Origin of the sequence: Chitinimonas sp. (genome assembly GCF_036568685.1) — a bacterium.
Taxonomy (GTDB): Bacteria; Pseudomonadota; Gammaproteobacteria; order Burkholderiales; family Chitinimonadaceae; genus Chitinimonas.
In genome coordinates this window covers 81,095-92,996 of sequence record NZ_DATCSC010000124.1, presented here as the reverse complement: position 1 = coordinate 92,996, position 11,902 = coordinate 81,095, and the positions used below count along the sequence as shown (strand labels likewise).

Annotated in this window: 15 protein-coding genes and 1 tRNA gene; 15 read left to right on the top strand and 1 reads right to left on the bottom strand. The window is 63.6% G+C overall.

Going from position 1 to position 11,902, the window contains the following annotated elements:
- Position 1: 1 nt before the first annotated feature.
- Positions 2 to 77, bottom strand: a tRNA-Phe gene (locus tag VIM95_RS17585).
- Between the two features lie 33 nt (positions 78 to 110).
- On the opposite strand from VIM95_RS17585, the gene VIM95_RS17580 reads away from it, so the two are divergent.
- The 15 genes from VIM95_RS17580 to hisC all read left to right on the top strand — a co-directional run bounded on the left by VIM95_RS17580 (position 111) and on the right by hisC (position 11,893).
- A complete protein-coding gene (locus VIM95_RS17580; RefSeq protein ID WP_331988318.1) occupies positions 111 to 353 on the top strand; it encodes a hypothetical protein in 243 nt (80 codons plus the stop codon).
- A 193-nt stretch (positions 354 to 546) separates the two neighbouring features.
- On the top strand, positions 547 to 1,356 hold the full coding sequence (locus tag VIM95_RS17575; RefSeq protein ID WP_331988313.1) for an ABC transporter ATP-binding protein: 810 nt from the start codon (positions 547 to 549) through the stop codon (positions 1,354 to 1,356).
- 4 nt (positions 1,357 to 1,360) lie between these two features.
- Complete coding sequence (mlaE, locus tag VIM95_RS17570) at positions 1,361 to 2,143, top strand: lipid asymmetry maintenance ABC transporter permease subunit MlaE (RefSeq protein WP_331988320.1); 783 nt, start codon at positions 1,361 to 1,363, stop codon at positions 2,141 to 2,143.
- A complete protein-coding gene (gene mlaD, locus VIM95_RS17565; protein WP_331988311.1) occupies positions 2,143 to 2,625 on the top strand; it encodes an outer membrane lipid asymmetry maintenance protein MlaD in 483 nt (160 codons plus the stop codon). The genes mlaE and mlaD overlap by 1 nt, the downstream gene beginning before the upstream one ends.
- Positions 2,626 to 2,637: 12 nt before the next feature.
- Positions 2,638 to 3,249 carry an ABC transporter substrate-binding protein gene (locus tag VIM95_RS17560; protein WP_331988309.1) on the top strand — a complete coding sequence of 204 codons (612 nt, stop codon included), beginning with the start codon at positions 2,638 to 2,640 and terminating at the stop codon, positions 3,247 to 3,249.
- A 3-nt stretch (positions 3,250 to 3,252) separates the two neighbouring features.
- Positions 3,253 to 3,528, top strand: coding sequence for an STAS domain-containing protein (locus VIM95_RS17555; RefSeq protein WP_331988307.1), 276 nt, complete (start codon positions 3,253 to 3,255; stop codon positions 3,526 to 3,528).
- A 48-nt stretch (positions 3,529 to 3,576) separates the two neighbouring features.
- The gene (locus tag VIM95_RS17550; RefSeq protein WP_331988305.1) at positions 3,577 to 4,482 is read left to right on the top strand and encodes a VacJ family lipoprotein; all 906 of its coding nucleotides are present in this window, start codon (positions 3,577 to 3,579) and stop codon (positions 4,480 to 4,482) included.
- A 101-nt stretch (positions 4,483 to 4,583) separates the two neighbouring features.
- A complete protein-coding gene (locus tag VIM95_RS17545) occupies positions 4,584 to 5,492 on the top strand; it encodes an ABC transporter ATP-binding protein (RefSeq protein ID WP_331988303.1) in 909 nt (302 codons plus the stop codon).
- A 50-nt stretch (positions 5,493 to 5,542) separates the two neighbouring features.
- A complete protein-coding gene (locus VIM95_RS17540; protein WP_331988301.1) occupies positions 5,543 to 6,298 on the top strand; it encodes an ABC transporter permease in 756 nt (251 codons plus the stop codon).
- Between the two features lie 53 nt (positions 6,299 to 6,351).
- Positions 6,352 to 6,591, top strand: a complete 240-nt coding sequence (locus tag VIM95_RS17535; RefSeq protein WP_331988299.1) for a BolA family protein — start codon at positions 6,352 to 6,354, stop codon at positions 6,589 to 6,591.
- A gap of 164 nt (positions 6,592 to 6,755) precedes the next feature.
- The gene (murA, locus tag VIM95_RS17530; RefSeq protein WP_331988297.1) at positions 6,756 to 8,009 is read left to right on the top strand and encodes a UDP-N-acetylglucosamine 1-carboxyvinyltransferase; all 1,254 of its coding nucleotides are present in this window, start codon (positions 6,756 to 6,758) and stop codon (positions 8,007 to 8,009) included.
- A 155-nt stretch (positions 8,010 to 8,164) separates the two neighbouring features.
- A complete protein-coding gene (locus VIM95_RS17525) occupies positions 8,165 to 8,650 on the top strand; it encodes a nuclear transport factor 2 family protein (RefSeq protein ID WP_331988295.1) in 486 nt (161 codons plus the stop codon).
- A 158-nt stretch (positions 8,651 to 8,808) separates the two neighbouring features.
- Positions 8,809 to 9,456 carry an ATP phosphoribosyltransferase gene (gene hisG, locus VIM95_RS17520; protein WP_331988293.1) on the top strand — a complete coding sequence of 216 codons (648 nt, stop codon included), beginning with the start codon at positions 8,809 to 8,811 and terminating at the stop codon, positions 9,454 to 9,456.
- 74 nt (positions 9,457 to 9,530) lie between these two features.
- On the top strand, positions 9,531 to 10,832 hold the full coding sequence (gene hisD / locus VIM95_RS17515) for a histidinol dehydrogenase (protein ID WP_331988291.1): 1,302 nt from the start codon (positions 9,531 to 9,533) through the stop codon (positions 10,830 to 10,832).
- Complete coding sequence (hisC, locus tag VIM95_RS17510; RefSeq protein ID WP_331988289.1) at positions 10,829 to 11,893, top strand: histidinol-phosphate transaminase; 1,065 nt, start codon at positions 10,829 to 10,831, stop codon at positions 11,891 to 11,893. Before hisD ends, hisC begins: the two co-directional genes overlap by 4 nt.
- The last annotated feature ends 9 nt before the right edge of the window (positions 11,894 to 11,902 follow it).

Here is an 11,902-nt window from a genome sequence, read left to right as displayed (position 1 = left end):
CTGGTGGCCAGTCGCGGAATCGAACCACGGACACGCGGATTTTCAATCCGCTGCTCTACCAACTGAGCTAACTGGCCTCGTGAGGAGGGCGCATTAAACAGGAATCCCGAGTGAGCGTCAAGCGCCCTTGCGGCAAGTTTTTCGAGATTATCGGCGAGCTGGGTCTAACTGATTGTTTGCTATGGGATGTGGGGGCGAAAATTTTTTCGCGGCGCTATGCAAACTGCCTGGCGTTCATGAGTGACGACGGTCATGAAAGCCCGGTGGGGTGTTGCGTTATCGGCAAGGGCAAGGGGATTTGTCGCCTTTCTGCAGGCAAGGACTTTAACTATCTTGGGGCTGGCCCTATATAGGAGGGACGGGAGGCTGCCTTGGTGTGACTCCCGTCAGCATTTCTTCATGACATAAACATATTCTTGCGCGCAGAATCAGGCGTAGTGCGGCTTTTGACGTTGTTGCACTGCAACCTGAACTTGGCACGAAAATTGTTGTCAGACCCCGCTTACATTAGAATTACGACCCCACATGCACTCGAGTGCCCCACCTGTGTCTGCCGAACCGCTTGTCGCCATCGACAACGTCTCCTTTTCCTATGATCGTCGTCCCATCCTCAAGGGGATCAGCCTGACCATTCCCAAGGGCAAGGTTGTTGCCATCATGGGCGGCTCGGGTTGCGGCAAGACCACCCTGATGCGCCTGATCAATGGCCAGATCAAACCCAGCAAGGGGACGGTCAAGGTGGCAGGGCAGATAGTGCCCGAGCTCGATTCGGAAGGGCTCTACCTCCTGCGCCGCAAGATGGGCATGTTGTTCCAGTTCGGCGCGTTGTTTACCGATATGTCGGTGTACGACAATGTTGCCTTCCAGATGCGTGAACATACCGAGTTGCCGGAATCCATGATCCGCGACCTGGTGCTCATGAAGCTTAATGCAGTTGGCCTGCGTGGCGCCGCCAAGCTCATGCCGTCCGAGCTGTCCGGCGGCATGGCCCGCCGCGTGGCGCTGGCCCGCGCCATCGCGCTCGACCCGACCCTGATCATGTACGACGAGCCCTTTGCCGGCCTCGATCCGATCTCGCTGGGCGTGATCGGCAAGCTGATCCGTGAGCTCAACGATGCCTTGGGCGCGACCTCTATCATGGTGACCCATTCGGTGTCGGAATCGCTGGCCATCGTCGACTATGTCTACTTCGTATCCGAGGGCAAGGTAGTGGCCGAGGGAACCCCGGACGAGATACGGGCTTCAGAGGAGCCTTTCGTACACCAGTTCGTCGGCGGCCTGCCTGACGGCCCGGTGCCATTCCAATACCCGGCCAAGTCGTATGCCGAAGAGCTGATGGGAGTGCGTAGTGCTTGATTGGATGGATAGACGGGTGCGCGCGATCGGCGCTCCGGTCGTCGATGCGCTGGAGAAGTTGGGCTTCGGCTTTCGCTTCTTCATGGCGGTGTTGTGGCATTCGTTGGGGGTATTCCGCCGCTTCAGCCTGATCACCCGCGAGATCTATTTCACCGGCGTGCTGTCGCTGGTGATCATCATGGTGTCCGGCCTCTTCGTCGGCATGGTGTTGGGTCTGCAGGGCTACGACACGCTGCAGCGCTTTGGTGCCTCCGAGGCGCTGGGCGTGCTGGTGTCGCTGAGCCTCTTGCGCGAGCTGGGCCCGGTCGTGGCCGGCCTCTTGTTCGCCAGCCGTGCCGGTTCCGCCATCACAGCCGAGATCGGGCTGATGAAGGCCACCGAACAACTGTCCGCCATGGAGGTCATGGCGGTCAACCCGGTCGCTCGGGTGATCGCGCCGCGCTTCTGGGGCGGTGTCATCTCCATGCCGCTCTTGGCCACCTTGTTCTCGGCCGCCGGCATCATCGGCGGCTACCTAGTCGGCGTGGTGCTGATCGGGGTGGATTCCGGTTCCTTCTGGGCGCAGATGCAGGCCCAGGTCGATCTGTACAACGATGTGGCCAACGGCATCATCAAGAGCGTGGTGTTCGGCATCGCTGTGTCGATCATCGCGGTATTCGAGGGCTTCGACGCCCCCGAGACGGCCGAAGGCGTGTCGGGTGCCACTACCCGCACCGTGGTGACGTCGTCTCTGGTTATTCTGGGTCTGGACGTGGTCCTGACCGCCTTCATGTTTAGAGGTGTTTGATGAATCGGCGCTTATACGACTTCTGGGTCGGCTTGTTCGTGGTACTGGGCCTGGCGGCCCTGGTCTTTCTGGCGCTGCGCGTCAGCAATGTATCGAGCGGCGGTGCCAAGCCGACCTACCGCGTGACTGCGGCCTTCGACAATATCGGCGGTCTCAAAGTGCGCGCACCGATCAAGAGCGCAGGCGTGCTGGTTGGTCGTGTGTCCAACATCCACCTCGACCCGCAGACCTACCGTGCCCTGGTGACCCTGGATATCGAGCAGGACTATCACTTCAGCCGTGATTCCTCGGCCGAGATCCTGACCTCGGGCGTGCTGGGTGACCAATATGTGGGTATCGACCCGGGCGCGGATGAAACCATGCTCAAGGGTGGCGATCGTATCAACCTGACCTCCTCGGCCATCGTGCTGGAGAAGTTGATCAGTCAGTTCATGTTCAGTAAGGCCGCGGAGAATGCTCCGCAGGCGAAACCCGCCCAATAACAGGAAGACATCATGCGTAAATTCTTTGCCTTTATCATGCTGGTGGCTGGCCTTGCCGTATCGGCTGCCGATGCACCGGCCCCCGAAACGCTGGTCCGCAACACCAGCAAGGAAGTGCTGGACGCGATCAAGAAGGACAATCTGCAGCCGTCCGACAAGCGCTTCCTGGCGCTGGTCGAGAGCAAGGTGATCCCCAGCTTCGACTTCAACCGCTTGACCGCATCGGCCGTGGGCAAGTCCTGGCGCGAGGCGACGCCTGACCAGAAGACTGCGCTGATCCGCGAGTTCAAGACCCTCTTGATCCGTACCTACTCCAACGCCGTGGGTGCCAACAAGCTGCAAGGTATTGAAGTCAAGCCGGTTCGCATGGGCGAAGCCGATACCGACGTCACCGTCCGTACCGAGGTTTCCATCACTGGCGGCCAGCCCTTTCCGATCGACTACCGCCTGGCCAAGACCGGCGCAGACTGGAAGGTCTACGATGTGGCCGTGGAGGGCGTGAGCCTGGTGACCAACTACCGCACCAACTTCACCCAGACGGTGCAGAAGGATGGCATCGATGGCCTGATCAAGGCGCTGGCTGACCGCAATGCCACCCAGCCCACCAAGGCCCCGGCCAAGTAAGCCATGAGCGAAGTCGTCAAACTCAGCGGCGCGCTGACGCTCGATTCGATCTGCCGGGTGGCTGGCGAGGTATCGCCGCGCCTGGCGCAGCAGGAGCTGGTGCTCGATCTCTCCGAGGTCAGCGAGATTGATTCGACCGCGCTCAGCATGCTGCTGCACTGGCAACGGGATGCGGTGGCCGCGGGTCGCCGCATCAGCCTGGTCCGCCCGCCGGCCAACCTCACCAGCCTCGCTGCCCTCTATGGGGTTGAGGATTTCCTGCCCAAGGCTGAGGCCTGAACCCTTTTCCGACCCTGCCGGCAGGATGGCCTGCCCCGGAGCCACGCTATGCGTCCCTCGTATTCCCTGTTGCTGAGTCCACTGCTGTTGGCTGCGTGTGCTACGCCTGCCAACCACTATGACCCGGCCGAATCGGTCAACCGCAAGATCTACGCCTTCAACCGGGTGATCGACAAGGCGGTCTTGAAGCCGGTGGCCAAGGGGTACGAAACCGTTACGCCACCGCCGATACGCAAGGGTGTGTCGAACTTCTTCGCCAACCTGGAAGACGTCTACATCGGTGTCTCCAACCTCTTGCAGGGCAAGGTCAAGGACGCGGCCAGCGATACCGGCCGGGTGCTGGCCAACTCCACCTTCGGCCTCCTCGGCCTCGTTGATGTGGCGACCCCCATGGGGCTGCAGAAGCATGACGAGGACTTCGGCCAGGTGCTGGGTGCCTGGGGCGTCTCCTCTGGCCCCTACCTGGTGCTGCCTTTCATGGGGCCCAAGACGCTGCGCGACACGGCCGACACGGTAGGCAGCTATTACCTTGATCCGCTCAATGCCATCCAGGACCAGGGCGCCGAAAATGCGCTGCGCATCCTCAAGCTGGTCGATACCCGCACCAAGTTGTTCGCTGCCGAGTCGCTGATCGAATCGGCCAGCTTTGGTGACGAGTACGCCTTTGTCCGCGACAGCTATCTGCAGCGCCGCTACAACCTGGTCTGGGACGGTGCGCCGCCCAAGCCATTGCCGCTGGGCGATGAGAGCGACGATTTCGATCCGGCCGCACCCGATCCGGCACCGGCAAGCGGCGAGCCGGCCAGCAAGCCGGCGCCGACGAGCGAGGCACCCGCTGCGCCCACGCCAGCCTCCGGCGCTACGTCCCAGGCAGAGACGGCTGCCCCGCTGGCCACGCTGGCAGCCGTGGAAGTCAAGCCAGAGGCCGATCCACAGCCGCAGGCCGGCCAGTAGGCATCCCAGCAAAGCGGCCTTTGGGCCGCTTTTCCTTTTTCCACCCATGCCTTGGCCTGGGCCAAGTCAGGTAGAATCGGCGTTTTCCGCCGCCCGCCACCATGTCTGTAGCCATCCGTTTCTCTGCCGTCAAAAAGCGCTTCGGCGAGCTCGAGGCCCTCAAGGGTGTCGACCTCGAGGTGCGCGAGGGCGAATTCTTTGCCCTGCTCGGCCCCAATGGCGCCGGCAAGACCACCTTGATCTCCGTGCTGGGCGGCCTGACCCGCGCCGACAGTGGCAGTGCCGAGGTGCTGGGCAGCGACGTACTGCGCGACTACCGCGCGGCGCGCCGCAAGGTCGGCATCGTGCCGCAGGAGCTGACCTTCGATCCCTTCTTCACGGTGCGTGAGACCTTGCAGTTCCAGTCCGGTTACTTCGGCCTGCGCAAGAACGACGCCTGGATCGACGAACTGCTGGAGCACCTGGGGCTGACCGGCAAGGCCAATGCCAATATGCGTGCCCTCTCGGGTGGTATGAAGCGACGGGTGATGGTGGCGCAGGCGCTGGTGCACAAGCCGCCGGTCATCGTGCTGGACGAGCCCACCGCCGGCGTAGACGTGGAGCTGCGGCAGACGCTGTGGGAATTCATCCAGCGCCTGAACCGTGACGGCCACACCATCGTGCTGACCACGCACTATCTGGAAGAAGCGGAAACGCTGTGCAACCGCATCGCCATGCTCAAGCAAGGTGAGCTGGTGGCGCTGGACGACAAGTCGGCGCTGATGGCCAGCCACTCTGCCCGTACCCTGGCGCTCAAGCTGTTCCCGGACGTGCTGCCGGCGGCCTTGCAGCCGCTACTGGTGGCCGAGCGTGACGGTTACTACCATCTGCGGCTGGATGACGGCGCCACGCTGGAGGCCATCTTGGCCGGCCTGCGCGAGGCCGGCATCACGGTCCGCGATATTGAAATCCTCAAGCCCGATCTCGAATCGGTCTTCCTCGACGTGATGGGAAGGAAGCGCAGCACCTGAGGCAGGGGAGGCGGCCAGCCGCTACCCCGCCAAGGTGACGCCGAACAACGATGCAAGGCTTCATTACCCTCTTCTACAAAGAGATCCTGCGCTTCTGGAAGGTAAGCTTCCAGACCGTGGCCGCGCCGGTATTGACGGCGGTGCTCTATCTGATGATCTTCTCGCACGTGCTGGAGTCGCACGTCGAGGCCTACCCGGGGGTGCGCTACACCGCCTTCCTGATCCCGGGTCTTGCCATGATGTCCATGCTGCAGAATGCCTTTGCCAACAGCTCCAGCAGCCTGATCCAGTCCAAGATCACCGGCAATATCGTCTTTATCCTGCTGCCGCCCCTGTCGCACCTCGAGTTCTTCTCCGCCTACGTGCTGGCGGCCGTGGTGCGGGGCGTGGTGGTTGGGGCCGGGGTCATGCTGGTGACCCTGCTGTTTGCACTGCCCGACTTCAAATACCCGCTATGGGTGCTGCTGTTTGCGCTGCTGGGCTCCGGCCTGATGGCCGTACTGGGCCTGATCGCCGGTATCTGGGCCGAGAAATTCGACCAACTGGCCGCCTTCCAGAACTTCATCATCGTGCCGCTCACCTTCCTGAGCGGCGTGTTCTATTCCATCCACTCCCTGCCGTCGTTCTGGCTGGGGGTCTCCCACCTCAATCCGGTCTTTTACGCGATCGACGGTTTCCGCTATGGTTTCTTTGGCGCCAGCGATGTTTCGCCCTGGCTCAGCCTGACCGTGGTGGGCGGGACTTTCCTCTTGCTGGCCAGCTTTACGCTGCACTTGCTGCGTACCGGTTACCGGCTCAAACACTGACGCTGGGCGGCGATCCCGCCTGGCTATGCGCAACGAAACAGAATCGACACGCCATGGTCACTCCTGAACAAGTCAAACAGTACATTGCCGCCGGGCTCGCTTGCGAGGTCCTGGAAGTCAGCGGCGACGGCCACCATTTCGAGGCGGTGATCGTCGCCCGCGCCTTTGACGGCCTGCCGCGCGTGCGCCAGCACCAACTGGTCTACCAGGCGCTGGGCGAGCGCATGCGCGAGGAGATCCACGCGCTGTCGATGAAGACCTATAGCCCGCACGAATGGAAGAACCGCGCCTGAAGCCGGCGCCGGGCAAGCGCAGCGGCGACCGCATCGGTCTCTTGCTGATCAACTTGCCCTGGCTCTTCGTGCTGCTGGTGCTGTGGTGGTTGGCGTCCTGAACGCCGCCCCCAGTACCTCCCTCTATCCTCGGCCCGCCGCCGACCCATACAGATCGATACGACATGGACAAACTCAAGATCACCGGCAACGGCCCGCTCAGTGGCGAGATCGTCATCTCCGGCGCCAAGAATGCCGCACTGCCCATCCTCTGTGCCTCGTTGCTCACGCCCGATACCCTGCGGCTGACCAATGTGCCGCAGCTGCGTGACGTGATGACCACCCAGAAGCTGCTGCAAGGCATGGGCATGCGGGTGATGACCGACAATGTGCACGAGTTCGAACTGACCGGCGCCAGTATCGACAAGCTGGAAGCCCCCTACGAGCTGGTCAAGACCATGCGTGCCTCCATCCTGGTGCTGGGCCCCATGCTGGCCCGCTTTGGTGAGGCGCGTGTCTCCCTGCCTGGCGGCTGCGCCATCGGTAGCCGGCCGGTCGACCAACACATCAAGGGCCTGCAGGCCATGGGTGCCGAGATCAATATCGAACACGGCTATATCCATGCCCGCGCCAAGCGCCTCAAGGGTGCCCGCTTCGGTTCCGACATGGTGACCGTGACCGGTACCGAGAACCTGCTGATGGCCGCCACCCTGGCCGAAGGCGTGACCGTGCTGGAAAACGCCGCCCGCGAACCCGAGGTGGTGGACCTGGCCGAATGCCTGATCAAGATGGGCGCCAAGATCAGCGGCCATGGCACCGATACCATCACGATCGAGGGTGTGGACCGCCTGCACGGCGCCGACCATGCCGTGATGCCGGACCGGATCGAGACCGGTACCTTCCTCTGCGCCGTCATGCTGGCGCGTGGCAAGGTGCTGCTGCGCAATACACGCGCCAATATCCTGGAAAGCGTGCTCGACAAGCTGCGTGAGGCGGGTGCCTATATCGAAGCCGGTGACGGCTGGATCGCCATCGAGATGCGCGAGCGCCCCAAGGCCGTGGACATTCGTACCTTGCCCTACCCGGCCTTCCCGACCGATATGCAGGCTCAGTTCATGGCAGTGAATGCGCTGGCCAGCGGTGCCGGCGTGATCACCGAGACCATCTTCGAGAACCGCTTCATGCATGTCTCCGAGCTGGCCCGCATGGGCGCCGACATCCATGTCGACGGCCACACCGCCGTGGTGCGCGGGGTGCAGAAGCTCTCCGGTGCCACCGTGATGGCCACCGACCTCCGCGCCTCTGCCTCGCTGGTGATCGCCGGCCTCGCGGCCGAGGGGGAGACCATCGTCGACCGTATCTACCATCTGGATCGTGGTTACGAGCATATCGAGGCCAAACTGGGTGGCGTAGGCGCGCATATCGAACGTATTCAATAACCACTGCGCTACCAGCAGAAGCCAGCACGGCGTTTCTGTTGGCGGCAGTGCGTAATAGCAACGGGCCGGGTCAGTAAGCTGACTGCGGCCCGTTTTCTTTGCGGCGTTGGGGCGCTTTATGGTTTATGCAGGTATTGCTTAGTGGATACCGCACCATGTCGACCGAAACCGCGCTGATCGAACGCTTCTACACCGCCTTTCAGCAAAAGGACTGGGCCACCATGGCCGCCTGCTACCACCCGGAGGCGCAGTTCAGCGACCCGGCCTTCCCGGACCTGCGCGGGCCGGAGCCGGGCGCCATGTGGCGCATGCTGCTGGAGACTGCCACCTCGCTGGAGATCAGCTACCGCGACGTGGTAGGCGAGGGTGGTCGAGGCCGCTGCCACTGGGAGGCGCGCTACCCCTTCTCGCAGACCGGCCGGCAGGTGCTCAACCGCATCGACGCGAGTTTCGAGTTTAAGGACGGCCTGATCTACCGCCACCGCGACGTCTTCGACTTCTGGGCCTGGAGCCGCATGGCGCTTGGCCTGCCCGGCCTCTTGCTGGGTTGGAGCCCCTTTCTGCGTGGCAAGGTACAGAAGACGGCGGGCGGCAAGCTGCAGCGCTTTATCGACAAGCACCCGGAATATCGACGCGCTTGAGTGATTTTCTATCTTGTTTGCCTAGACAAGTTGTGGATGAGCTTGTCTAAGCAACTGATGAGTAAATAACATTTGCTTCTTTATTCGGTAGACAACTAAAGCTCGCCAGCCCGTCTGAGGCTGGGCATAATCCGCCTTCTGCCGTTCGTCGTCTTGCCATGATCACCATTGCCCTGTCCAAGGGACGCATCTTCGAAGAGACCGTCCCCTTGCTCGCCGCCGCGGGCATCATCCCGCTGGAGGACCCGGAGTCCTCGCGCAAGCTCATCCTCGCCACCAATCGCGAGGATGTGCGGCTGGTGATCGTGCGCGCCACCGATGTCCCCACCTATGTGCAATACGGCGCGGCCGACCTCGGCATTGCCGGCTATGACGTGTTGCTGGAACACGGCGGCGCGGGTCTCTACCAGCCCCTGGACCTGGGCATTGCCGCCTGCCGCCTGATGGTGGCGGTGCGTGAGGGCTACGACTACGCCGCCGCGGTACAGCAGGGCGCCCGCCTGCGCGTGGCTACCAAGTATGTTGAATCCGCCCGAGAGCACTTTGCCCGCAAGGGTGTCCATGTGGACCTGATCAAGCTGTACGGCTCCATGGAGTTGGCGCCCTTGGTGGGCCTGGCCGACGCCATCGTCGACCTGGTCAGCACCGGCGGTACGCTCAAGGCCAACCAGCTGGTGGCGGTCGAGCATGTGCAGGAGATCAGCTCCCGCCTGGTGGTCAACCAGGCCTCGCTCAAGCTCAAGCGCAACCGGGTCCAGCCGATTATCGATGCGTTCGCCTCGGCGAGCGCCCACCACCACGCCTGAACGGGTCCGCTTTCGCCGACCCGCCCGTGTTCCATGACACGTCGGGGCAGCCCCGACGAACAGTGAGCCCCGCGATGAAACGTCTCAATACCCGCTCTGAAGACTTCCTGCCGCAGCTGGATGCGTTGCTGGCCTTCGAGACCGCCCAGAACCCAGCGATCGATGCCGCCGTGGCCGGCATCCTGGCCGAGGTGCGGCTGCGCGGCGATGCCGCGGTGCTGGAATACACCCGCCGTTTCGACGGCATAGACGCGCCCGATATGGCGGCGCTGACGCTGACGCCGGCCGAGCTGGAAGCAGCCTACCGGCGCCTACCCGATGTCCAGCGCGAGGCGCTGGAAGCGGCTGCCGAGCGGGTACGCCGCTACCACCAGAAGCAGTTGCAGCCCAGTTGGCAGTATGAAGAGGCGGACGGCACCATCCTGGGCCAGGCGGTCACACCTTTGGACAGGGTCGGCCTCTACGTGCCCGGTGGCAAGGCCAGCTACCCGAGCTCGGTGCTGATGAATGCCATCCCGGCCAAGGTGGCCGGCGTAGGCGAGATCATCATGGTAGTGCCCACACCGCGGGGCGAGCGCAACGACCTGGTGCTGGCCGCCGCCCATATCGCCGGCGTGGACCGCGTCTACACCATAGGCGGCGCGCAGGCCGTCGCAGCATTGGCCTATGGCACCGCCACCCTGCCGCAGGTGGACAAGATCACCGGCCCGGGCAACCAGTATGTGGCCGCCGCCAAGCGGGCGGTGTTCGGCGTGGTCGGCATTGATATGGTGGCCGGCCCCTCCGAGATCCTGGTGATCGCCGATGGCGGCACCGATCCGGACTGGATCGCGATGGACCTGTTCAGCCAGGCCGAGCACGACGAGATTGCCCAGTCCATCCTGCTCTGCCCGGATGAGGCCTATATCGCACGGGTTGCCGCCAGCATAGAAAAACTGCTGCCCGGCATGCCGCGCCGCGACATCATCGCCGCCAGCCTGGCCAACCGCGGGGCCTTGATCACGGTGCGTGACCTCGAGGAGGCCGCCGAGATTGCCAATCGCATCGCGCCCGAGCACCTGGAATTGTCGGTGGCCGACCCCTGGGCGCTGCAGGCGCGCATCCGCCACGCCGGCGCCATCTTCCTAGGCCGCTTTGCTTCCGAGGCGCTGGGTGACTACTGTGCTGGCCCCAACCATGTGCTGCCCACCTCGCGTACCGCGCGTTACGCCAGCCCGCTGGGGGTCTACGACTTCCAGAAACGTTCCAGCCTGATCTATGTCTCGGCCGAAGGCGCCCAGAGCCTGGGCCGTATCGCCAGCACCCTGGCCCATGGCGAGGGCCTGCCTGCCCATGCCCGCTCGGCCGAGTACCGGCTGGGGGAGGGCGACGCATGAGTCTGGCACAGCAATACGTCCGTCCCGAGATCAGCGCGTTGTCGGCCTATCATGTGGCCGACGCGAGCGGCCTGCTCAAGCTCGATGCGATGGAGAACCCCTTTCCCTTGCCACCCGAGCTGCAGCAGGCGCTGGCTGAGCGGCTGGCGCACGTTGCGCTCAATCGCTACCCGGACCCGCACGGCGGAGGCCTCAAGGAGCGGCTGCGTGAGGCCTTCGATATCCCGGCCGAGGCGGCGCTGATACTCGGTAATGGCTCGGACGAACTGATCACCCTGGTCTGCCAGGCGCTCGCGCGGCAGGGGGCGGTGCTGCTGGCGGCCGAGCCCTCCTTTGTGATGTATCGCATGAACGCGGTGTTCAGCCAGCTGCGCTATGTGGGCGTGTCGCTGCGCGAGGACTTCTCGCTTGATCTTGAGGCTATGCTGGCGGCCATTGCCGAGCATGCGCCGGCAGTGGTCTTCCTGGCCTACCCCAACAACCCCACCGGGCCGCGCTACGCCCGCGCCGAGGTTGAGGCCATCCTGGCGGCGGCACCGGGCCTGGTGGTGGTGGACGAGGCCTATGCCGCCTTTGCCGACGACAGCTTCATGAATCTGGCTGGCCAGCACCCCAAGCTGCTGGTCATGCGTACCGTCTCCAAGCTCGGCTTGGCGGGCATACGGCTGGGCTATGCAGCCGGCCCTGCTGATTGGATTGCCGAGCTCGACAAGGTGCGGCCACCCTACAACATCAATGTGCTGAGCCAGGCGGCCTGCCATGTGGCGCTGGAACACCTGGCGGTGTTCGAGACCCAGGCTGCCATACTGCGCCAGGAGCGAGGCCGCCTGGCGGCTGCGCTGGCGACCATGCCGGGCGTGACGGTATTTCCGTCCGAGGCCAACTTCGTGCTGGCGCGGGTGCCGGATGCGCCGCGCAGCTTTGCCGCGCTCAAGGCGGGCGGCATCCTGATCAAGAGCTTGCACGGTGGCCACCCGCTGCTGAATCATTGTTTACGCTTTACCGTAGGCACGCCGGCCGAGAACGACCGTGTGCTGGCTGCGCTTCCCAACTGTCTCTGAGCCGAGCCC